The 21,951-nt window shown below is 35.8% G+C and carries 21 protein-coding genes and 1 pseudogene; 7 read left to right on the top strand and 15 right to left on the bottom strand.

All coding sequences use genetic code 11. The features are described from left to right. Positions 1-499 precede the first annotated feature (499 nt). The gene (locus LCY76_RS02325; protein ID WP_248251287.1) at positions 500-1,213 is read right to left on the bottom strand and encodes a hypothetical protein; all 714 of its coding nucleotides are present in this window, start codon (positions 1,211-1,213) and stop codon (positions 500-502) included. A gap of 456 nt (positions 1,214-1,669) precedes the next feature. On the opposite strand from LCY76_RS02325, the gene LCY76_RS02320 reads away from it, so the two are divergent. From LCY76_RS02320 to LCY76_RS02310, 3 genes are all read left to right on the top strand, one after another. Further along, positions 1,670-1,894 (top strand): hypothetical protein, encoded by a 225-nt coding sequence (locus tag LCY76_RS02320; protein ID WP_248251286.1) that lies wholly within the window; start codon positions 1,670-1,672, stop codon positions 1,892-1,894. 419 nt (positions 1,895-2,313) lie between these two features. Beyond that, positions 2,314-3,180, top strand: a complete 867-nt coding sequence (locus LCY76_RS02315) for a DUF4007 family protein (RefSeq protein ID WP_248251285.1) — start codon at positions 2,314-2,316, stop codon at positions 3,178-3,180. Further along, on the top strand, positions 3,180-6,497 hold the full coding sequence (locus LCY76_RS02310) for a hypothetical protein (RefSeq protein WP_248251284.1): 3,318 nt from the start codon (positions 3,180-3,182) through the stop codon (positions 6,495-6,497). Before LCY76_RS02315 ends, LCY76_RS02310 begins: the two co-directional genes overlap by 1 nt. A 43-nt stretch (positions 6,498-6,540) precedes the next feature. Here LCY76_RS02310 and LCY76_RS02305 read toward each other — a convergent pair whose 3' ends face one another. The 5 genes from LCY76_RS02305 to LCY76_RS02285 form a co-directional block, all read right to left on the bottom strand. Further along, positions 6,541-7,428 carry a phosphoadenosine phosphosulfate reductase domain-containing protein gene (locus LCY76_RS02305; protein WP_248251283.1) on the bottom strand — a complete coding sequence of 296 codons (888 nt, stop codon included), beginning with the start codon at positions 7,426-7,428 and terminating at the stop codon, positions 6,541-6,543. 79 nt (positions 7,429-7,507) lie between these two features. Further along, entirely contained in the window at positions 7,508-8,023 is a 516-nt protein-coding gene (locus LCY76_RS02300; RefSeq protein WP_248251282.1) for a hypothetical protein, read from the bottom strand. 10 nt (positions 8,024-8,033) lie between these two features. Further along, positions 8,034-10,001 carry an AAA family ATPase gene (locus tag LCY76_RS02295; protein WP_248251281.1) on the bottom strand — a complete coding sequence of 656 codons (1,968 nt, stop codon included), beginning with the start codon at positions 9,999-10,001 and terminating at the stop codon, positions 8,034-8,036. Between the two features lie 10 nt (positions 10,002-10,011). After that, complete coding sequence (locus LCY76_RS02290) at positions 10,012-10,185, bottom strand: hypothetical protein (RefSeq protein WP_248251280.1); 174 nt, start codon at positions 10,183-10,185, stop codon at positions 10,012-10,014. Further along, positions 10,166-12,346, bottom strand: a complete 2,181-nt coding sequence (locus LCY76_RS02285; RefSeq protein WP_248251279.1) for a DEAD/DEAH box helicase family protein — start codon at positions 12,344-12,346, stop codon at positions 10,166-10,168. The genes LCY76_RS02290 and LCY76_RS02285 overlap by 20 nt, the downstream gene beginning before the upstream one ends. Before the next feature lie 406 nt (positions 12,347-12,752). On the opposite strand from LCY76_RS02285, the gene LCY76_RS02280 reads away from it, so the two are divergent. Continuing rightward, entirely contained in the window at positions 12,753-13,121 is a 369-nt protein-coding gene (locus LCY76_RS02280) for a MerR family transcriptional regulator (RefSeq protein WP_248251278.1), read from the top strand. 106 nt (positions 13,122-13,227) lie between these two features. On the opposite strand, the gene LCY76_RS02275 is transcribed toward LCY76_RS02280, so the two are convergent. Then, the gene (locus LCY76_RS02275) at positions 13,228-14,436 is read right to left on the bottom strand and encodes an MFS transporter (RefSeq protein WP_248251277.1); all 1,209 of its coding nucleotides are present in this window, start codon (positions 14,434-14,436) and stop codon (positions 13,228-13,230) included. Between the two features lie 172 nt (positions 14,437-14,608). Here LCY76_RS02275 and LCY76_RS02270 point away from each other — a divergent pair. Next, positions 14,609-15,481, top strand: a pseudogene (locus LCY76_RS02270) (LysR family transcriptional regulator). Between the two features lie 132 nt (positions 15,482-15,613). Here LCY76_RS02270 and LCY76_RS02265 read toward each other — a convergent pair. The 3 genes from LCY76_RS02265 to LCY76_RS02255 form a co-directional block, all read right to left on the bottom strand. Continuing rightward, positions 15,614-16,036 carry a DoxX family protein gene (locus tag LCY76_RS02265; protein WP_248251275.1) on the bottom strand — a complete coding sequence of 141 codons (423 nt, stop codon included), beginning with the start codon at positions 16,034-16,036 and terminating at the stop codon, positions 15,614-15,616. 101 nt (positions 16,037-16,137) lie between these two features. Then, entirely contained in the window at positions 16,138-16,599 is a 462-nt protein-coding gene (locus tag LCY76_RS02260; RefSeq protein ID WP_248251274.1) for a phage tail protein, read from the bottom strand. A gap of 18 nt (positions 16,600-16,617) precedes the next feature. Beyond that, positions 16,618-17,097: a GyrI-like domain-containing protein gene (locus LCY76_RS02255; RefSeq protein ID WP_248251273.1), complete on the bottom strand. Its 480-nt coding sequence runs from the start codon at positions 17,095-17,097 to the stop codon at positions 16,618-16,620. Positions 17,098-17,203: 106 nt separating this feature from the next. Here LCY76_RS02255 and LCY76_RS02250 point away from each other — a divergent pair, with 106 nt between their 5' ends. Next, a complete protein-coding gene (locus LCY76_RS02250) occupies positions 17,204-18,154 on the top strand; it encodes a helix-turn-helix transcriptional regulator (RefSeq protein WP_248251272.1) in 951 nt (316 codons plus the stop codon). 117 nt (positions 18,155-18,271) lie between these two features. After that, on the top strand, positions 18,272-18,709 hold the full coding sequence (locus LCY76_RS02245; protein WP_248251271.1) for a VOC family protein: 438 nt from the start codon (positions 18,272-18,274) through the stop codon (positions 18,707-18,709). Between the two features lie 96 nt (positions 18,710-18,805). On the opposite strand, the gene LCY76_RS02240 is transcribed toward LCY76_RS02245, so the two are convergent. The 5 genes from LCY76_RS02240 to LCY76_RS02220 all read right to left on the bottom strand — a co-directional run bounded on the left by LCY76_RS02240 (position 18,806) and on the right by LCY76_RS02220 (position 21,935). Continuing rightward, positions 18,806-19,069 carry a hypothetical protein gene (locus LCY76_RS02240; protein WP_248251270.1) on the bottom strand — a complete coding sequence of 88 codons (264 nt, stop codon included), beginning with the start codon at positions 19,067-19,069 and terminating at the stop codon, positions 18,806-18,808. 79 nt (positions 19,070-19,148) lie between these two features. After that, positions 19,149-19,544 carry a hypothetical protein gene (locus LCY76_RS02235; protein ID WP_248251269.1) on the bottom strand — a complete coding sequence of 132 codons (396 nt, stop codon included), beginning with the start codon at positions 19,542-19,544 and terminating at the stop codon, positions 19,149-19,151. A 59-nt stretch (positions 19,545-19,603) separates the two neighbouring features. Next, entirely contained in the window at positions 19,604-20,575 is a 972-nt protein-coding gene (locus LCY76_RS02230; protein WP_248251268.1) for an SHOCT domain-containing protein, read from the bottom strand. A gap of 149 nt (positions 20,576-20,724) precedes the next feature. Next, positions 20,725-21,024, bottom strand: coding sequence for a hypothetical protein (locus tag LCY76_RS02225; RefSeq protein ID WP_248251267.1), 300 nt, complete (start codon positions 21,022-21,024; stop codon positions 20,725-20,727). A gap of 74 nt (positions 21,025-21,098) precedes the next feature. Next, positions 21,099-21,935 carry a metallophosphoesterase family protein gene (locus LCY76_RS02220; protein WP_248251266.1) on the bottom strand — a complete coding sequence of 279 codons (837 nt, stop codon included), beginning with the start codon at positions 21,933-21,935 and terminating at the stop codon, positions 21,099-21,101. Between the last annotated feature and the right edge of the window lie 16 nt (positions 21,936-21,951).

Genomic DNA, 21,951 nt, shown 5'->3' with positions numbered 1-21,951 from the left:
AACTTGATGAGCAACAATTAGAAATGATTAAAGAAACCATTTGTATACTTTACATACTTTCAAAGAGATAGTTTTCATTTACTTATTGGGAAATTTCACTATGTGGATGCATACAGAAGAGAAATACGAATCGTGGACTATCATATTTGAATTACATAAAATTGAATGGATGATTTAATCGATGTAAAAATAGACTTAGAAACCGTTCCACGAAAAAAATTTAGTGAGTCTAAGAAAAATCAAGTTTACAAATCCATGTCAAAAATCAATAAAGTATTAGGTGATTAATAAAAAACAGATGCAGCGAATTAGATGCTGCATCTGTTTTTTTTAACTGAGTCTTAAATGCCTATGAGAAACTACCTGAACAGTTAACTGAGGAATATTAAAATGCTTTCCATTCTACAATACTTTTCAATATCCGATTTTATCCTCTTAATGGACTTGTTTTAGAAATCCGGTTTCTAAATATGCATGTTGATTAGTTGTTCCAACATTCTTATTTATACCGGCTATACGGTCCCACTAATAAAATTCCTTGTGGATTAAATAATTTATTTACTCTAATTGAATTTCGTGAACGACCATGTTCAAATAATGGAGCACTTGATTGATAAGAGGTTTTGCTAAAATTCCACCTATTGGTTGAATGTATTTTTTTCGATTTAGGTTTAATTACAGCAACAAGGCTTAACTTCTTCTTAAAGTAATTTTTGTATTGTGGATCACCACTTTCAATCATTGTTTTATAAAAGACTATTGGGTTAAAAATTTTTTCAAACCAAGGAACATCTTTGAAAAACATCTCTGCTTTTCTGCATTTTTCCCCAAATTCTAAAAGTATTTGTTCGAATTCTAATATTTCTTTTAATAACCAGTCTGTATTAATAATATCTAAAATATGATATAACTCTTCAAGGCAACCATCAATTTGACACGCTACATTTGAAAAGTCTGGTATTTCAGTATTATTAAACCTGTCTCTTTGTATAGTGATCCCTTTAAAAAAACATCTCTCAATTTTTACTCCATCATTAACAGCTTCAATTTCATTATAAATTTGCCCATATTTATTAAAAACCTCTTTTAACTCTTGAATAAATATAGATTCTTCTGCAATTAATATTGTCTCTGCTGCATTTTCAAGACAATAGAATATCGCAGCTCCAGGATCAAAACAATCGAGTTCTATTTCTGTAAGAGTTCTATTCATTTTAGATACCTCATCTATTATTAAGTAGTTAATAATAGTATCGGTATTTAAATAAATTGGTTAACTTTTTAATAAGCTATTAACAGAGCTTTGTTAGAATTTAATTTAAATTTTTAAACAAAAGTCTTAAAATCCAAAATTAAAGATACAATGTATTTTCTATTTCCTCCAAACGCTCTTTTAATCCTTTAACTATATTGAATTTATATTTTTTTATGCGAGCTGTCACGCTTGGTTTTTTCCTTTATTTCAGTCCATATATATTCATCTGCTTTCTCTTCAACCACTACCCCGTGGAGCAACGTAGAAACAAAATTTTTTATTATGAAGTAGTTTAAAGAATGTGTGATAGATATTCGCTTAGCTATACGATTTATTCTATAAAAAAGGATATAATGAAACTAGTCTATTCTTTGTGATGTTCGGAAGAAAACTTTAAAAAAGGATGTAAATGTTATGCACATACATGAAATAATAGCTTGTCTAGAAGCAATATATCTTGATTATTATGATGGGCTATACAATGAACATCAGATGAAGTTCATGCTTAAAAAGTTGTATTTAGATTCTAATATACCAATAAATGAATGGTCTGAAATACTATTGGATGCTCAATGGAAATATGGAACAGAAGAAGATTATGAATTAAAACGGCAACAATTAATGGAAGAAGAAACATAATGAGATTATTAAGGATGCTTCTATTGTCAAATTGTCGTGTTTTTAAATTTTCATTTCTATAAAGGTTAAATATCAGCATAAGCAATTACTCTTCGTCTTTGTTTCAAGAATAAATTTTTTCTAATATTTCTGCAAACCCTAACGGGCTTGTCCATTTATGTTTTTTCCAGACAACACTATATCATGATATTCACCTCTATACATTTGTAAGATCAACCCCATAAAATGGGAAATAAATCACCAATATGAAAAGCCCTCGAATTAAATCAATCAAGCCTTCCTCTTATACCTTATAACTCATTGTAAAATATAAAGAATATATCCTTAAAATAAGCCTCTCATTAGAGTATTATTTAGGTTAAAATTGAAGTGAATTGTTTTATTATGAAAAATAAAAGCTTTTAAGGTGGCGTTTAAAAATGGGTTTTGGTCAACACCAAACATTCTATTTAAGGCAGCAATGGATTACCAAAGGTTTAACAGAAATAAAAAAGAACCCCCGTTTTTTTTATGAACCTGAACATTTTGAAATTTTAGGTGTAGGAAAAAACATGGCCAAATCAATTAGGCATTGGCTAAACGTAACACAATTAATCGAGGAAAAACGTTCTATTAAAACTGAATTTGTCATGACTGATTTAGCAAAAGTCATTTTTCAATATGATCCTTATATAAAAACAAGGTATACATTATATATATTGCACTATTTACTAGTAACCGAAAAAAACGAAGCATCCACTTGGTATTGGTTTTTTAATGTATTCAATGAGCGTGTTTTTTCCAAACAAATGCTTGTAGAAAAATTGAAAAACTGGGTGGAGGAGAACTTTGAAAAAGAAGTATCGCTAAACTCATTAAAACGAGATGTAGATTGTCTTATTCAACTTTATACAGCGAAAGAATATATTAACCAAACGCCTGAAGATGTAATTAAAAGCCCATTTGAATCATTAGGATTAATACATCAAACGATAGGTACAAATTTCGTTAAATCAGAAACGCATTATAGTTTAATATCAAACGTTCTGTATATTACCCTCTTAAGGTATTCAGAAAAACATAACATAAAAGAAGTGAGTCTGAACGATCTAATAAATGGGGAAGAGTTATGGGGAAAAGTATTTAATTTGAATCGTGATGCAATTATTGAGCAATTAGAAGAAGTACAAAAACACTACCCAGTTATTTTTACGAGAACAAATCGTTTAGATGTTATTCGTTTAAATACAGATTCATCATGGTTAAATGAAATTAAAGTAGCTTACAAAAACGAGGTATTTAAATAATGTCCTTTCAACCAAGTATAAATATTATGTATGATATCGGGAAAGTCCAATTATTTGAGAATTATGTTCCTAATATAAAACAATTAGATATAATGGATCAAATGATTAAAGATTTAGTTGAAACAGAGCAACATGCACATTTGCTAGTGGGACCATACGGGGCTGGAAAATCCTTAGTTGGTGCGATGATTACATCTTTACTCACACAAAATAAAATTAATAAAGCGATAAAGCAATTTTTTCAAGATGTAAATACTGTAAGTCCAGAATTAGAAATGGATTTACGCGAAACATTAATAAAAAACAAAATAAAATGGTTGCCTATATTGATTACAGGCAAAACGGGCGATTTTGAATCAATTCTTTTAGAAAGCATTCAAAGGAAATGCGAAGAAAATGGCATAGGATTAACGCTCAAGAATGACATAGTATATATATTAGAATTAATAGATATTTGGGAACAGGATTTCAATGATATTTATGTAAGTTTGGAAAATCATCTTCAGAAATCACAGTACACGATTGAACAATTTAAAGAGGAATTAAACAATAATTCTGAGTCAGCAGTTCATTTATTTAAAGAAATCTATCCTACTATTGCTTTTGGAACCGTGTATTATAATCCTCATAAAATTGCGTTTACAGAACAATTACAGTACATATTTGAACAGCTGGCTAAGAAGAAGGCCGGTTTATTAATTGTATTCGATGAGTTTGGAAGGTTCTTACAAACAGTTTCTAATGCGCAAATTCATTTAACTATGCAGCATATTCAGGACTTAGCAGAGCTAGTTAATCGACAACAAAATGCATTTTTGTTAATGATAACACACACGGGTTTACAGCAATATGTAAATGCTAATACGAACTTAACGCAAGATGAATTAGAACGGGTAGAGAAGCGTTTTTTAGAGCATCGTTTAGAAAGCGATTCATCTATCTTTTATCGTTCTGCTCATAAATTACTCAACAAACCTAAAGATTATAAGCCAGATATGTTTTTAGCAAGCGACTATGAACAGTTTCAATATTTAATTATGAAATACAACCTTTTTCCAAATATGACAACCGAAGAAATAGGTGGCACAATCATTGAAGGATGTCAGCCAATTCATCCTGTAACAATACAACTATTACCGGGTATTTCAAACTTACTTGGACAAAATGATAGAACTTTGTATATGTTTCTAAATGAATTTAAAATAGAAAATATGCAGGGAAATTGGTATTATGCAGATCAATTATTTGAATATTTTTATCCGGACGAATCGATGATTTTAACACTCGATACAATGAAATTTTATCGATTAGCGATTAGCTATAAAGTGTCGAAACCATCTTTGCGTGTTGTTAAATTAGCGACGTTATTGAAGATATTAAATAATCGTTTTACAATTACAACGGATTTTTTACAATTTGCATTAGGCATCGATCAAGCGACTGCACAAAAATCAATTGAAGAGTTAGTCCAAGTAAGGTTATTGCGCTTAAATCCCTTTACTAAAGCATATGAGTTATTTGAAGGCTCTTTAATAGCATTGGAAGATATATATAAAGAGGTTGAAAAATCATCGGTTTTAGACGATGAGTTACGAATTAAAGCGATTGAAAATCTTTTTGGACAGAAATATTACATTCCGTTAGGTTATAACAATGCAAAAGCTATTACTCGTTACTTTGAAATACGATTTATCTTTGGAGAGCAGCCATTCGAAATAGATCCGTATGAAGACGGGATGCTCCTGTACGTGATAACTCGAAGTCAAAATGAACGAGAGCAAGTAGAAGAAAGAATTAAGAATTACATTAACAAAGATATCCTGTTCGGTGTAACTAACATTGATTTCGTAAAATTAAGCGAGCATATCAATCAATATTTAGTTTTAAATAACATGCTACAAAAGCCTGATATTTTACAAAGAGATGCAAATTTAGAAAAAGAAATTACGCTTCAAATTGAATCAATCACATTTGTTATCCAACAAATGTTTAAGCCATTAAAGAAATTTAACAAAGACGACGTTTGTTATTATTTAGGAAGACAAGAAGTCTCGTTTAACAACATGCATCAATTTGAATCATTCCTAGATAAATGGATGTTTGATCGTTTCCCTTATACACCAGAAATCCGAAACGAAAGCTTTAATAAACGAACTATTATGGCGATTCAACGCAAATCAGCAATAAGTATTTTAGAACAAATTCTCCAACAAACATTTGATGGTACATTTGAGTTATCCGGGAATGGACCGGATTATTTAATTTATGCAACCACTTTTAAAAATTTAAACTTTAACTTTGTTGATTTAGACAAACAACCCGTCCGTGAACTTGCAGAATTGCGTAAAAGACTTCTAGGCCATTTAGAAAGTTCGAAGCGAAATTCTATTTATAGTTTATTTTCAATTGCTTTATTAGAACCATTCGGAATTCGTGCACCACTAGTGCCTTTATTGATCGTTGCATTACTTAAAGATAAGTGGCATCAGATGGCATTTTATTCTAATGATTTTAGTCTTTCCGAAATGAATGCACAGATACTTTACGAAATTCTTGAACAGTCAGCTGAATTTTATGAGTATGAAATTTACTCATTAAATGAAGAAATTATAGAGACACTTCAAAATTTGAGCAAAATTTATTTAGATTATGAGAATACGCTACCTCCGAATACTTTATTTAAAGAATTAAATCAATGGTTATTAAAATTACCTCGATTCACACAAATTACAAATAAACAATCAGCTGAAGTTTTAAAGTTTAAACAAATTATTCGCTCAAGCGAAATGGATCCGTTACTGGCGAGTAAAGAATTCACGAATTTAGCATTATCGAAAGAACAATATTATGGAATTAAAGAGTATTTAGAAGGTTTCGTGGAAGAGTTCAAAAAGAAATTATTTAAAAAAACATTTGCTGTGTTTAATGTTAAAAAAGTCGAACAAATCCGAGTGAAGCATGTAGACACTATTAAAAGATCACCACAATTATTAGATCTAGTTCAAATTTTAGAGCAGGAACAAAATTTTGATTCATTTATTGTAAATGTGGTAGGTGTTCGATTGGAAGATTGGTCCGATGTCACATATGATTCATATTTTGCGACATTAATGCAACTATTAACAACAGCCGATTCAGAAACGATAAAGATAATTGAAGGAGATCAGGTTATTTCGACTGTTAAGGAAATTGATTTATCGGTCAAAGGTAATACGATATACAACCAATTACTGCGAATAGTAACAGCTGGTGGTCGAACGATGAATCTAGAAGAAGTAAAATACATTTTATACCGTATTTTAAAAGAAATGAAATAAATAAATGCAGCCACTCGAAAATCGAATGGCTGCATTTGTATTTTTAAGAATATGAACAAACACAAGGAATTGTATCATCTTTTTCGCTTAAATATATCTCTATGCCATCCTGGTCCATAAGATTCCGATATTCACGTAAAGTGAATGGTTTACTATTACGTTTTAAAATTGAAACGTCTTTATTAAACTTTTCACGGAAACGTTCTTCCATCGCTTCTTGTTCTAAATATTGTTCTGGCCAAACTCTATAAAGTAAGGCGTAGTGCCCTAAGCCTCCACGTACACAACGTCCAGCACAGTTTGCATGAGAAAATCCTAGTCCATACATTCGAGGAAGTGCAATCTTCCATTCATCACGAATGATTATTTTTGCATCTAAATCTTCCTTGAACGTTTCAATCATAGGAAAACGTGTAGCAATAGGCTCAATTGGATTATGTTCATAGAAATTTTGAAGATTAACCGCACGATGTTGTTCATGCGGACCAATTCCAAAGTAAAGAATAGGTTCTAAGTTATGTTCATCGCGAAGTTCTTCTAAGTAAATTAACGTTTGACGAACTTTTAATTCTTCAGAACATTTAGCCATACGTGAATTTCCTAAAAAGCGCACATCAAAAAATACTTCTTCTGGTGTTCGTCCATCTGTGCGATACGTAATATCTAAACCGATATATTCGGCTACTTCTTCCATAAATCTATAATTATCTATATCTTCCCATAATGTGTCGGTAAAGAATAGGACACAGTTTTCTTTCCCGTATTTTTGGACAATATAGTAAGCTACATAAGCAGATGCAGCACCACCACTGAACATTGCTACATGTACAGGCTTACGATTGCTAATGGAATTAAGTTGACCAGCATTTAAAGTACCTCGTACATTTGACTTATCATTACTTTTTTTAGTTTTTGCTTTATTAACAGACAATTTAAAGCCCTCCTAGTTCAAGTATAGCATTAACAAGTTGATTTTTGATGAAGAGCGGCTTTTATCTTATGTGAAGCGATTATAGTTCGTTTAAAATATCATCGGCACTTCTATTTATAAAAGATAAATTTTGTTCTTTCATAAATTCATAAGCGTTCTTCATTAGATCTTGCTCAGTTGCTCCTTTTTCAATAATTTTCTCATAAAGGACTTCAACGCCACCTAGTACATAGGAAATGAATACTTTCGTATTTTCACTATGTTTCTCACTCACGTCATTTAGTGAATCATCTCGAAAAGCTCGATTAATTCGGTCTTCTAAAGTTGAATCTTTTTGATTATCTAAGAGCATAATTAATCGATAAATAAATTCTAAAATTGAACTCTCTTTAACTAGCTGTTCTGTATGAATTTGTGTTCTCTTATCTTTGTACGTCTCTGATTTATCAGATAAACTTTTACGATTGTACTGAAACCCTACAATTGCAGAATTAATATAGATGTCTAAGTGTCTAGAAAAAAAACCTTTATCTCTTAGTAAATCCATATAGGCTGAATGTTTTCCGGTGATTATAATATTTTTATCGAATAACATTTATTTCACCTCAAGTTATCTTAGTGTAAATTTCAGACTTTTTATTTAAGTAATATTCTTTACCAACTTTACTACTTAAGGCATTTTTTGCGTAATTCCAGTCCTTTGCCATAACAATTAAAATTAGTTGTTTTGCTACGTTAGGGAGTACTTCAGAAATATTTTTTACGTGCTTTTCATCGGCATTTGAGAACGGGGCATCTAGAATTAAAGGGTACGCTTCCGCCTCTTTTTCATAAGCATCCTGTAATTTTTGCTTTGCTAAGTCTACTAATCCTGAAATGAAAGCAAAATTTTTCACTGTCTCTAGACCTTGAGATTCATCAGTATGGATTTCCTCTAATAAATCTGTCGTAACTAAATTCACGCGGAATTTATCATCGATTGTTACTTTACGTTTCCCATGATACATCTTAGAAAAGTAGTTATTAACTTTTTCCTCTAATTGTTCTTTAATATCATGTTCGCGTGTATCACGATGATTAGTAACCCATTCTAGTACTTGGTTTGCATATTCTATATACTTTAAGAGCTCATTATTTCTATCAGATAATTTAATATTTTGTTCATATGTAGCTTTGTCGTCTTTGATTGATTTTTTAAGTTCACCTAATTCCTGATTTAAAAGATCAATGTCATCAGAAAGTTTTTCGACTTTAGCTTCTAATTCTATTAAGATTTCTTGATGTTTTTCAACGCTATCTTCTTTCTTTAATTCATCATTTAAAAATTGAATTTCATCCTCTAACTCACTCATTTTTTGAAGATTGTTAAATATGTTTTTATAACTATTGTCTAATTGAGTAAAGTAGCCTTCACCTGTTTTTGAAAAAAGATCTGCTTTCTCTTTAAAAAACTTAAGTAATGTACCAATTGATTCAGGTGGTAAATAGCGAATTTCTTCTAGAAGATGTTTATGGGCTTCATTACCTTCACAAACTTCAGTGCCGCAGACGCATATACCGCGCTCAATAATGTCTTTAATAGCGTTTGCATTCATATCACGAATTGATTTTTTATCAAGGTTTGCATTGGCAAGTTCGGCCATTGCTTTTTGAAATAGTGAATGACCTAAAAACATAGGTGTGTTATTTTTGAAAGAACTATAAAAATGTTCTTGTGCCGTTTTTAAAGCAGATTTCTCGAAATTCATCATCTTTACTTTCTTATCTTTTTCTGCTTGTAATTGCGCAGTTTTTTCTAAGCTTCTTAAAATAGCTTGTCTTTCATCAACAGATTTAGAATAGGCTTCACGTTCTTTTTTCTTTTGTTCTAGTCTTGTTTCAACTTCTTCTTTTCGTTCTTCAGCTTTTTTAAAGCGTTCATAGGCTTCAGTTGCGTTTTTATTTCCTTCTAAATTTAAACTAGAATTAAATTGACCTAAGACACTCTTGGATTTTGTGGGTGTACCAATATGTTTAATCATATTGTCTAAAACAGTTAGACCTAATATTCCTTTAACAGAGCTAGTCACGTCCGCTTTTGAAGTGATATTTCCAAATCGTTCTGTGTCATATAAGAAATAAATGGCTAGATCTTCTGGCAGGATTTCCCCAATCTTATTTTGAATTTGATGAGTGGGAATATTTTCTATTTGACCATCGCTTTGTTTATATTTCATATCTACTTTTGAAATGGCACTTGCTTTTATTTCACCGCTTTTTACATAGTGTGTAAGAGAGCGTGTAAGAAAATAATTAACATCTTGATGTTCTAATTCAATTGAAATACGCACATCTTTTTCTTGTTTCGTTGTTAACATTTCTTGTGCTACTTTAGCATTTAATAGTGAATCTTTACTTTTGAAGTTTGCTTTCCCGTAAAAACCCCATAAAAATGCCTGTAATATTGTAGTTTTACCGCTTGTATTATCCCCTAAAATTAATGTTATATTTTTATCTTCATCATTTGAAAATTCAATAATTTGTTCATCTTGAAATTGTCTAAAGTTATAAAGTGATATTTTTTTTATAATCATTTTAGCACCTCTAGTAATTCTTATTGGCTTCCTCGATGATAATTGTTCGAATTACCTCTAGTATTTGATTCTCAGTAAGTTCTTTTGTTTTGATATTTTGTCGTTCTATATCAATAATACGCATTTTCATCATTTCTAAATTTTTTTCATGAAACTTAATATTTTTAGAAAGTGTCAAATTCATTTGAATACCCCCCCTCTCTATTTAGCAAATAGTAGTCTTGGATCGTACTAATTAGATCGTCTGCTACAGACGAGTTTTCGGCAACACTTGAGAAGTCCTTCATTCTTTCTATTTCCCTCAGAGGTAAAGATTTTAAAGATAAAATTTCATCTTCCGTTAAATTATTTAATTGAGTAAACGGAACAGGTAGTGTAATAAAATCATAGATTTCAGCGTATTGTTTGCCTTTAAACTTACGAAGTACACGTCCTCTTCTTTGAATATATTCTTTAGGGTTAGTGCTACTTGCTAAAATAAAAGCCGTTTTGATACTAGGGATGTTTACACCTTCATCTAAACAACGAATTGCAACTAAAGCTTGAAGTTGATCTCCTTTGTCAAAAGATTGTTTTAAAACTTCCCTTTCACTAGCCGGTTCTTCGGATGTGAACTTTGATATTTTCATATCTAATTTATTTCCCATTAAATTAACAACTACATCTATTTGTCTTTTTTCCTCTACATCTGTCTTACCTTCTTCATAAGTAGGATCTGAAATTGTAGTTGCCCCACAGTAAACGAGAAGATGTGACTTATCTTTGTAATCCATAATAGCTTTTTCGAGTGCTTCAATTTTTTCTGAAGAACCTGCAATAATTTTGGCACGTTTTAGTAAAAGCATTTTTGCTGAATCTGAAAAAGAGACTTTACCAAAACGATCTTTCCTAACCATTGAACCAATTCTAGCAGTTAATTCTCTATATTCCTGTAATTCTTCTTCATTTAGAAATACAGGAATTGGATAATAGTAATATGGCGTTAACATATCGTTACGAATCGCCATTTCAAGTGTATATTCAATACAGACGCTGCCAAAGTAATTGAAAAGCGCATCCGTACCTTCTTCATCGTTGTGTCTATGAATGGTGGCAGATAACGCCAGTCGATAGTTGGGATTTTCGGGAAGTTTTGAATTCAAATGTCCAGCTCCAAAGTTGTGCGCTTCATCTACGATTAACAGTAAATCACGCTGAATCGTTCTTAGATGTTGTTGGACGTAGTCACTACTAAATGTTGCATTTGTAGTAACAAAGCAAAAATGATCAGAAACTTCTAAGTTATAAGATTCAATTGCCGTTTTAAATCGTTCTTTCCATTTTCTTTGTCTAGAGGCTGAGTGTCCGATGATTGGTTTCATATTGAATAACTCAATGTCTTCAACCCATTGATTGACTAAATGTTGATAAGGACAAACGATTACCAAAGCCAATTTGTGGTTTAGTGTTTTAGCCAGATGAGCCGCAGCTGCCAAACCTGTTATCGTTTTCCCTGTTCCTGTGGCCATATTAAAAATTCCTCGAAATTCGTTTATTTCCCAACTTTCTATGGCTTTAATTTGATAATCACGAATTTTGATGCTCTCAGGTAAAATAGGTCCTTCTAATTTTGTTAGTTTTTCAATTTCTCGATTAAGGAAATAGGCTTCAGCTTCATCTAAATCAAGCTCTACCTCTTCCATTTTATATAATTGTAGCTTTTCATAACCAACTTCAGGAAAATCGACTGTGACAATATTTTTCGCTGTATTGCTCCAAATATTTTCAAATGTACTAACCTTGGAATCTACTCGTTCTTTATCGTATGTCCATGACCTAAAAATATCAATTGCCTCATAGTTATGTGAAAAAGCATTTGCTGTCTCGTTTAACGAACCGGAGAAAGCGATGAAATTACTTTCTTTGTCTTCAACTATACCAAGTTTGTCGTGGAAAATACCAATTCCCTTATTGTTTTCTATGAGCGCGATTTTAATATCCAAAAGTCCTTTGCTAATTAAATGCGCTAGTAAGTTGAGTCGCTTTTTTTCAAAAACATTAAAATCTTTTTCAAATGAATTTAAAATGTTTGTAGAAATTATTTCTTTTTTAGTTTTATAACCATATGCGATAGCTTCAATATCTTCATTAGATAATTTAGGGGATGCAATAAGACGTATTTTCCCGTTATTTTTTATAAGTCCACTTAAACCTCTAGTTATTTCAATCAAGGCAGTAGAGGAAAAAAATCCAACAGCACGGTCATAACGAATTGATTGATTAAGGAGAGGAATATAAAAGTCTCCTATCATATTATCTTCAAATGATCTGTATTCATTTTTTAAATTCAATTCCTTAAAAGACATAAATCTAACAACCCCTAAAAAATTAAAAAATATTTAGACATATTATCTCATATTAATATTTATATTTGTAACATTTATTGTAATTCCAATAACAATAAATGTTATTTTTCCAAGATTTCATATTAGGTAACTTGAGGATTTATTACCATATGCCACATTTACTGAATTAACGCCCGGAATATTACATCGATTCATCAATCGGATCAATGTAAAACAAGGCGGCACACCGCTTATTCACTACCGTTTTGCCACCCCAACATTTGAAAAGATGCAGTTCTTTCCCTTAACGGGAAACTGTACACTTCACATGGTGCTGAGATTATTTTGAACCATGCCTTAAGCGAAGTGAATGATCATGGTAAAATACTTGATAAAAACGGAGTAATTCCTTGGTAGGTGAAAGACGATGAATTATACGATTGGACAGGTTGCAGCCATGAACGAGCTGTCCATCTCCCAGCTTCGGTACTATGACAAGCAGGGGCTGCTTCCCTTTCTGAAACGGACGGAAAAAGGAGATCGTGTCTTTGAAGAGGATTCCCTAAAATTCCTAGAGCTGATTCTGTGCTTGAAAGAGACCGGAATGCCCATCAAAGAGATCAAACAGTTCGTGGACTGGTGCATGGATGGGAACGATACAATCCCTCAACGGCTGGAAATGATGAAGCAGCAAGAGATCCATGTGCTGCAGCAAATCCAGCGTACGAAAGAGAATCTAACGAAAATCCAGCAGAAGATCGCAAGGCTTGAACGTGAGCAGAAGGAAAATCAATAGAGAAACATAAAAGGGACAAACTCCATTTTTTTGTAGTTTGTCCTTCAATGAAAAAGCAGTGAGATCTCACGTGAGAATCCCACTGCTTTTCTAAAAACTTTTAAATTCAAGCTGCTTCAGTAACTCCCTTTCCATTCTGTACAATTTTTGAAACAAGAGCCCAAAGTACAACACCCATTACGAGGAAGCCCACCGTCATGCTGATAACGCCTCCCCATCCGAAATCACTCCAGAAGAACCCTGCAAGTGTTCCCCCTACACTTGAGCCGGTATAGTAAAGAAATAAGTAGAGTGACGAAGCTTGTGCTTTGTCATGGGTCGCGCGTTGTCCGACCCAGCTGCTGGCGATGGAATGGCTGCCAAAGAATCCATAGGTGAACAAGCCAAGCCCGAGGATCTTGCCTGAAAGATGGGGATCCAGGGTCAAGACAGCACCTATAAGGGCAAGCAACAAGTTGATGAACAACACTCTTTTCTTCCCGTGGCGGTCTACCCATTTTCCGGTCTGGACCGAGCTGAACATTCCGATAATCATGATCAAAAAGATCCAGCCGACTATCGTTTGGCTGAGGGAATACGGTTGATCGAGCAATACGTAGGCAATGTAGTTAAATAACGCGACGTTGCTTCCCAACAATAAAAATCCCAAGAAAAACAGGTAGACGAGACCGGGATCCTTTAGATGGTCAACCAGTGATTTTCCGAGCTTTCCAACCTGCAAGGGACGGGCATTGAAATGCTGTGAAGACGGAAGACTCTTCCAGAAAATGAGGGTAGCTGCCAAGCTGATGATTCCGATTCCTCCTATCGCTGCATGCCAGCTCACGAGATCACTCAACAGCCCTGAGAATACTCTTCCAAACACCGCTCCGATTGAATTTCCGCATATATAGAGCCCCATCGCTGTTCCGAGACTTTTGGGTTCGATTTCCTCCCCAAGAAACGCCATGGCAATGGAAGGCAGCCCGGCAAGTGATATTCCTTCCAGGGTTCGTAAAATCAGCAGAACGTGAAAATTAGGACTGAATGCCGTGAGAATACAAAACACGGAAGCCGCAAGCATCGAAATGACCATGATCGGTTTTCGCCCCCAAACTTCGGACAACGAGCCAAAAATCAGCATGCTGACAGCAAGTACGATCGTGGTTACAGAAAGAGACATGCTTGCGGTTGTGGGTGTAATGCTGAACTCCTTTGTGAACTCGGGCATTAACGGCTGCACGCAGTAAAGAATCGCAAATGTATTAAAACCAGCGGCAAAAAACGCCATGCTGGTTTTTCGAAAAAGCGGTGTTCCCTGTTGAATGTAGCTCATACGGCTATCATCTCATTGGTGTGGCATCCATTTTGTTGCATCCTGCATCATCCTTTATTTGTTTTACTCCTTTATATCGTAACACCCTCTAATTATGATGTACAATTCATTATATTCATGTTTTTGATACATCTATGTAATACATAAAATTGAAGAAATATGGGGTGTTAATTTGGAATGGCAGTAGTTTGAATACTTTAGGACACTGGCACGCATGCAGCATGTCACACGTGCGGCAGAGGCTCTGTCCATTACCCAGCCCGCCCTCAGCCGTTCGATTACCCGGTTTGAGGAGGAAATTGGGGTACCGTTGTTTGAACGTCAGGGGCGATCCATTCGACTGAATAAATATGGACAGCTCTTTTTACAGCGCGTGGACAACATCATGAAAAAATTTGAAGAAGGAAAACAGGAAATTCAGGACCTCCTTGATCCCGAGCAGGGGGAAGTGTCGATCGGATTTTTACACACTCTGAGTACAGGCCGTATTCCCGATCTGCTCTCTTCTTTTCGCCAGTCCTATCCCAAGGTTAATTTCCGGCTTGGGCAAGGGCCTTCCCATCAGCTGATTTGCCAGCTGATGGCGGGGGAATTTGACCTCTGCCTCATAGCGCCGATGGAGAGCAAATCCCCCATTGTCTGGACACCGTTATGGAACGAGGAGCTTTATGTCATTGTCCCGAAAGACCATAAATACGCAGATAAGGTGAGCATTACCCTGGAAGAAATCGCGGACGAATCTTTTATCCATTTAAAAGAAGGGTTTTCTCTTCGCATCACCGTCGAGCAATTATTTCAGGAGGCGGGGCTTACCCCTAAGATTACGTTTGAAGGAGAAGAAGCCGATACGGTGGCAGCACTCGTTGCAGCTGGCCTCGGCATTTCCATTCTCCCAAACTTAAAAGGAACAGATCAAAGCAAAATCACCCAAATCCCTATACAAAATCCTCGATGCCAGCGGACGATCGGAATCGCCTGGGTGGAAGGAAGATATGTACCGCCTTCTGTGCAGAAGTTTAAGCAGTTTGTGCTGGAGCACTCATAAGCATAAAAAAAAGCAACAGATCATAAAGTGTCTGTTGCTTTCATTACTTCTTATAGGGATTAATCGTACCACTGCACACCACTTACATTAATACCCCTTCGATAACAAAAAACGAGCCAATCCACCGCCTCCTTAAAGCATTCTGCTTTTCGGACGCATCGCCCACGAGGCAATATTTAGTGCAGCATATGAAAGCGGAAGGATAATATTAAAGCCGTAATCACCATAATCGTTAGCAAACGCATGAGATAAAGCTGCACCAGTCATTAAAAAGAAGATACCCGCGTGAACCCATTCTTTAAGCCGTGGAAAACCTGGTATGATGAGAGCGATGGATCCAAGTACTTTCCATATCCCGAGAATGGTCAAAATGTATAATGGGTAACCAATTTTCGTCACGAGCTCGACGTTGCCCCCAAATTGCATCAGTTGACCGATACCACTTAACATAACAGCTGCTGCGAGTAGTAATGTGACTGACCAGTAGGAAATCATTTTTCCTTGAGGCCGTGATCCTACTTTCGCGGTTGTTTCCGTACCGATACTCTTACTCATTTGTTTCACTCCTCATAATGGCATTTGATTACCAAAACGGAAATATTGGGCCCACATCCCCCGATCAATGATCATCCATCTACTATACGGTTTTATTTCCTTTAATATTCTCCTTTAATGACAAAGAACGAGCCCCGAATGGTTCCAGCGAGTTTGGATTTCTGCCTGGCAAACTTAAACTTTCCTTCCAGCTCCTTTGGGATCTCCATCCCATCGGAAAGCTTAAAACCCACTGCCCGCTTTTTGGGGTTATCCACTGTATACATGACGTTGACCGCAAGACCGTCCTCATAGAAGACGTAGGCAAATTGGATATTTTCCACTTGGAACCTCGACGTTTCCAGCGGTTTGGCCGCAAACTCAATATCACGTTCTTTTAATATCTCGTTCACATAATCAAGTGTCTCCTGGCTTTCGCTCGCTGGTACAACCGTAAATTCATGCTTGTATTTGTTCATAAAGTAACGGGCTTCATTCGCACGTAAACCAGCAAGCGCTTCTGCTGCAGGTGAAGACTCCAATCCAGCTGCAGACACATTTTTAAAATCAACGATACAGGACATTTCCTTTCCTCCCTTTTATTATTTCCTGACAACCGGAATCCACATTTCACCAAAAATTAAGCCGTTTCGCTGCCCCATCTCAACACTTGCATTGGGTCCACCAACATAGGCCACATTCTTTGCTTCTGGCAAGACCTGGCCAAAGGCAATCCCAGCAAGCTTATTATTCAATTCATCAGCCGTCTTCCCTTCTCCTTTAACTACTACGTATTCTCCTTTAGGAAATTGAATGACTCTGGCTTCTTCTGGTGCCGATTCCTCTGTCATGACGCCAGCATAATGCATCATCTTGTTGTTCACCGCTTCGTTCACAGCAAATACGTAGTCGTTGGACGCCATTCCTTTTAACGTATCGAGCCTTCCATCCTGGCTGACCGCCTCCCAAAAGTCTGCCTTTTCCTTGTGAATACCAGCATAGTCTGTGTAATCGCTCTTCAGCTCTGTTCCAAGACCGATCACGGTAAAGCCTTCTTTTTCTTCCAGCGTATAATTCGCCATTTTCGTAACCTCTTTTCTCCATTTTTTGAAGTGTTTGTATTCTTGACTTGATAGGTATATCATATCCTTAAATCATGTCAAAAAATGATACTGTTTAGGAGCCTCCATGAAAAAAGTTGAACGGATCAATATCATCATGCGGTATATCAACAACCGCGCCCGCTTTACCATTTCTGAAATCATGCAGGAATTTAACATCTCCCGTTCGACTGCCATTCGGGATATCAGGGAGATCGAAGCTATGGGGATGCCGCTTGTCGCTGAGGTTGGAAGGGATGGCGGTTATTTTGTCATGCACAACTCCGTCCTGCCAGAAGTCCGCTTTACCAATCATGAGGTGAAGGCTCTGTTTATTGCCTTCATGGCCACCCGAAACCAGCAGCTTCCGTATCTGAAGAGCCGTCAGTCACTGGCCGAAAAATTACTTGGCCTCATCTCCGAGAACCAGCAGGATGAGCTTGTTCTTTTAAATCAGATCCTGCTTTTTGAAGGGACCAATCCCCACAATCCCGACCTGCTTGATCTGTCAGACCTTCCCCATCCCATGTTGGAAACACTCATCCAAACCCTTCTTGTAGATAGCTATTTGTTGATCACAATCAAAGAAGAGTCTTATCCGATCTATCTCCTGCACTTGTATCGCGAGAAAAGCGCCTGGCTGATCGAAGGCTTTGACTTACAGGAAGAAAAAAAGAAAATCATCCCTGTCGATCACCTCACCGCTGTGAAACCTTATCCGCCTAAAAAAAGAATCAGCAAGAAAAAGATCCTGGAAAAACTGAGCAAGCAGGAAGAAGCCATCAACCTTGTCCTGGAGCTTGGCCCAAAAGCCATCGCACAGTTCAAAAAATACCACCCTTTAAAAGTTTCGATTTCGTATACAAATCCTTACCAAACCACCGCTCTGCTTAAGACGTTTATCGATGTGAATAAGCCGGAAGAACTTACGGAAATCACCAACTGGCTGCTGTTTCTGGGTGAAGATATCAAAGTGAGGGAAAGGCCGGAAGAAGTTTTGAAAGGTATTGAAGAGAGGTTAGGTATATACGGGCCCTAAGCAGTACTTTGTTTATGAGTCCATGTCTGTTTGGTTAATAAAGAGGAAAACGATGAAGCCATCGAGAAGTTCCTTTAGAAGCATACTGGATTAAACTTCGGAACATGGGAGGTAGACATGAAGATCCATAGAATTGATCATGTGGGTATCATTGTAGAGGACCTTGCTGCTGCGAAAGCGTTTTTTGTTGAACTTGGATTAAAGGTGCTGGGTGAAGCAGAAGTGGAAGGCAAATGGGTGGAACAGATCATCGGGCTTACTGATGTTAGAGAGACGGTTTCCATGCTGGGAACATCGGATGGCGAGACCACGCTGGAGCTGGTCAAATTCCATACTCCCATAGATGAAAAAGGCATTCAGCCCACCTTTGCAAACACCTTGGGGATCCAGCATATTGCATTTGCGGTTGAAGATATTGAAGCCATTGTCGCCAAATTGAAAAAGAAAGGCGCAGAACTCTTTGGCGAGATACAAAACTATGAGAACATTTATAAATTATGCTACATCCGCGGACCAGAAGGAATTATCATAGAGCTGGCGGAGAAAATCAATTAATATAAAAAAGCACTGCGGTTTGCAGTGCTTTTTCATGTTTATGGAAACTCAACCGTAATGGATTTGAGATCCTTCGCCGGAACGAAATGAGAGAGATTAAACTGAAGAACGGGGTTTTTTCAGCTTAAAACTGTACCTCTGCACGGTCTCGTAGATAAGTGAAGACGATGCCTTTGCAGTTAGAACCTCATCATTTACAAATCCCGTAACGGACACCACATTTCCGTCAAAGTAGGCGCTCGTCAGTTTGACCCTCAAACTGTTTTTCGTCATCGCCTGGTTCAGCTCAGTAACCGCATTCTGTCTCGCCAACTCCAAACCCGCTGAATCATTGAATTCCTCAAAAATTCCGCCTATCAAAGGAGTTCCCTTTCCATTTACATCTGTTTTTGCCCCCCTTTACTCATTAGTGGAATGGTTAAAATAAATATAATGTAATTTATATAAGTTGCTTGTACAGTGTTTTGTTTATTTGAATAAAATCGCCCTTATCCAAATGAGCACGTTCAAATACTTCCAATGGTGCCTCTTCTAACATTCTTCTCATCTCATTAACTACACTTGGTCTTGTAGGAAATTTCACTACATCTGGAACTAAGTGAATTACAACAGGGAGAGCCGATGGGCTAATTTCATATTTCATCAGCCTGCCGAGCACCGTATTCTTTGAACTTCTTACAGTTATATCCTCCGTTGGATGGAAACCATTAGATTTTAATATTTTTATCCATGCTCCACCTAAGCTGACAATATGTTTGACTAGATGATTCTTGGCAATTTCACAGACAGCTTCGAAGGCCATTTTAGTTGTTTTTGCATAAACCCCAATGATCATCACCTGTCTATCGCAAATAAGCCTCCATAAACAAATGGAGGCTTAGCTTACACTCAAAACTATAGAGTAGAATTGAATAATAATTCTTCTTTCTTTCTATCAAATTCTTCCTGGGTTATAACTCCCATATCTAACAATTGCTTATACTTTAATATCTCATCAGCAGCACTAAAAACCACCTTTTGTTCCTTAAACATCACATTATCATTTGAGAGGTCTTCTTCTACATCCGTAAACTCTGCATCAATAAAATCTGGCATTTCTCTTTTCATATTTTGTAAGTCTCTGTCCAAATCATCCTTGGAGTAATTATTTACCGACTCATATAATGTAGTTCTTAATCGGGTGCCCATTGGTTTCATAGAAGCATAGGTTAATCCACCTGAAATAACACCACCCAATAATGGGATGGCTTTTGATACTCCCTGGGCGAAGGTTTTTTTTGTCACCTTTACTCCTATGGTGGCCGCTACTTTTTTAAAAATCGGGTAATAGATTGTCTTCATTAATGCCTTTTGAGGGAGCTTTTTTAACACCTGTTGTGCTACTTTTGAAGATAATACCTTTAATGCTGAAGCAGTACCGCCCACACCAAACATAACTCCTAAAAATAAAGTAAGCTCTCCTCTTACTCTTTCTGCATCTACTTGGTCATCTTCCCACAAATCTTTGTACCCATATATATAGGCTAATTCTTGAGCTAATCTCAAGGAAACCCCATAAAATTGAAGAGTATCTGCTGGAATGGTAGCTGCCATTGCCAAACCTCCAGGTAATCCAGCTGCAAATGATGCCCCCGTACTTTGAAGAGTTCTTTTCTCTATTAAGGATTTAGCCAATTTATCTAACGTATTAATATTTACTCCTGCTTCAATAGGACCTTTTTCCAATACTATTACAAGATCATTGTATTCTATTTGGTCTGCCAAGATTTTGGATAAAAACTCCGTCCGATTTACCTTAACTCCTGGTACTTTTAATGCGTTTGTTATAATTAACTCTAATGAATTACTTTTCTCTGTGTTGCTCAAAACTTTGACTTCCTTTCGCAAAGATTTCATCCTTAGATTCAGGATAATCTTTTTTGTAAATTTTACTAATTACATATTTCGATAAATTTCTCACGTTTTCCTTCTAACAATCGAATCTGTTCAAAAGATCTATCCTCGATTCTCTTCTGTTAAGTTCGACTTACATTTTTCTTTTTTGATTTGTTCTTTCTCATCATAACTATAACTACTACGTTAAAAATCAAAGCGATGATAGCAATGTAAGGGTAACCTGAAGTTTGTGCAGAATATAAGATTTTATCGATTTCACTGATATTACGTGCAGTATATGGAGGATTCGAGAATACTAAGTAGTCTTTGTATTTATCATCTAATACCATCTTCCCTCCTACTATTCCTGCAGCAATGGCATTATATATAAATATGACTGTCCCAATGATAAGCAAAATATAATACTTTAGGTAGTTCATGTCTTCTCCTCCTCTTCTCTAAGGAACATATTTAAACTTTATTTTCTTTCTTGGGAAACGATATCAGGAACACTTTAAAGCCCAAAATAATTAATGATTTCCCGTTTGTAATTAAGTCTGTCATTGATTTTTTGTAATAGGTCAATGTCATGTGTATACGTTTTTCCTGTCTCACGCATTTCCTGATATAAATCTAAATAGGGAAGGTTATTGTCAATTGCGTTCTTTATTTCATTTTCAACATCATAGGCAACTTTTTTAAATTTGACTTCCGCAACTCCCGTTTTATCAATTTCAAGAACCGCATACTGAGCACGTAGGTCAGAATGTAGCTTGTTCCATTTAGAATGAGGCTGTCCGACAGATCCTGGATTAATAATTAATTGGCCATTGCTGCTATAGCGTAAAATTTGCTGATGGGTATGCGCATAAATCGCAATATCATCATCTTCATTTACAAATAACTGATCAAAGTTTTCCTGACTATTCGTGGGCCATAAATCCCCGCCGTAATTTTTACTATGTAAATTATGGCTAATGCTGATGGAAAGGCCATTGATTTGTTTTGTAAGGTGTAAAGGCAGCTTCTTAATCAATTTTATATGATGATCATCCAAATTTTCACACAGGTATTGAACCAGCCTGGAAACATAAATATCCGTTGCGTTTTCTAAATCAATGTCCTTATCCAATACGTCAAGGAAGCAGTCTTCCCAGTTTCCTTTTACGAATGTAGTAATATTCACACTGTCTAATAGTTCAAATAAGTTATTTCCTCCAGGGCCGGGCATGATTAAATCACCTAAAAACCAGTAGTCCGTGACACCATCTTTTATGCAGGCTTCGATAACTGCTTTTAAAGCACTGGCGTTCCCGTGGACATCTGCCAGCAATGCAATCTTATGTTTCATGATTTGTCCTCCTGCA

Source organism: Fictibacillus marinisediminis, from assembly GCF_023149135.1.
Taxonomy (GTDB): domain Bacteria; phylum Bacillota; class Bacilli; order Bacillales; family Fictibacillaceae; genus Fictibacillus_C; species Fictibacillus_C marinisediminis.
This window is presented reverse-complemented; position numbering and strand designations above follow the sequence as displayed.

Excerpts from the sequence above, each read along its gene's own strand:
- LCY76_RS02325 (WP_248251287.1), bottom strand. The coding sequence starts at position 1,213 with ATGAATAGAACTCTTACAGAAATAGAACTCGATTGTTTTGATCCTGGA.
- LCY76_RS02320 (WP_248251286.1), top strand. The coding sequence starts at position 1,670 with ATGCACATACATGAAATAATAGCTTGTCTAGAAGCAATATATCTTGAT.
- LCY76_RS02315 (WP_248251285.1), top strand. The coding sequence starts at position 2,314 with ATGGGTTTTGGTCAACACCAAACATTCTATTTAAGGCAGCAATGGATT.
- LCY76_RS02310 (WP_248251284.1), top strand. The coding sequence starts at position 3,180 with ATGTCCTTTCAACCAAGTATAAATATTATGTATGATATCGGGAAAGTC.
- LCY76_RS02300 (WP_248251282.1), bottom strand. The coding sequence starts at position 8,023 with ATGTTATTCGATAAAAATATTATAATCACCGGAAAACATTCAGCCTAT.
- LCY76_RS02295 (WP_248251281.1), bottom strand. The coding sequence starts at position 10,001 with ATGATTATAAAAAAAATATCACTTTATAACTTTAGACAATTTCAAGAT.
- LCY76_RS02290 (WP_248251280.1), bottom strand. The coding sequence starts at position 10,185 with ATGAATTTGACACTTTCTAAAAATATTAAGTTTCATGAAAAAAATTTA.
- LCY76_RS02285 (WP_248251279.1), bottom strand. The coding sequence starts at position 12,346 with ATGTCTTTTAAGGAATTGAATTTAAAAAATGAATACAGATCATTTGAA.
- LCY76_RS02280 (WP_248251278.1), top strand. The coding sequence starts at position 12,753 with ATGAATTATACGATTGGACAGGTTGCAGCCATGAACGAGCTGTCCATC.
- LCY76_RS02275 (WP_248251277.1), bottom strand. The coding sequence starts at position 14,436 with ATGAGCTACATTCAACAGGGAACACCGCTTTTTCGAAAAACCAGCATG.
- LCY76_RS02265 (WP_248251275.1), bottom strand. The coding sequence starts at position 16,036 with ATGAGTAAGAGTATCGGTACGGAAACAACCGCGAAAGTAGGATCACGG.
- LCY76_RS02260 (WP_248251274.1), bottom strand. The coding sequence starts at position 16,599 with ATGTCCTGTATCGTTGATTTTAAAAATGTGTCTGCAGCTGGATTGGAG.
- LCY76_RS02255 (WP_248251273.1), bottom strand. The coding sequence starts at position 17,097 with ATGGCGAATTATACGCTGGAAGAAAAAGAAGGCTTTACCGTGATCGGT.
- LCY76_RS02250 (WP_248251272.1), top strand. The coding sequence starts at position 17,204 with ATGAAAAAAGTTGAACGGATCAATATCATCATGCGGTATATCAACAAC.
- LCY76_RS02245 (WP_248251271.1), top strand. The coding sequence starts at position 18,272 with ATGAAGATCCATAGAATTGATCATGTGGGTATCATTGTAGAGGACCTT.
- LCY76_RS02235 (WP_248251269.1), bottom strand. The coding sequence starts at position 19,544 with ATGATCATTGGGGTTTATGCAAAAACAACTAAAATGGCCTTCGAAGCT.
- LCY76_RS02225 (WP_248251267.1), bottom strand. The coding sequence starts at position 21,024 with ATGAACTACCTAAAGTATTATATTTTGCTTATCATTGGGACAGTCATA.
- LCY76_RS02220 (WP_248251266.1), bottom strand. The coding sequence starts at position 21,935 with ATGAAACATAAGATTGCATTGCTGGCAGATGTCCACGGGAACGCCAGT.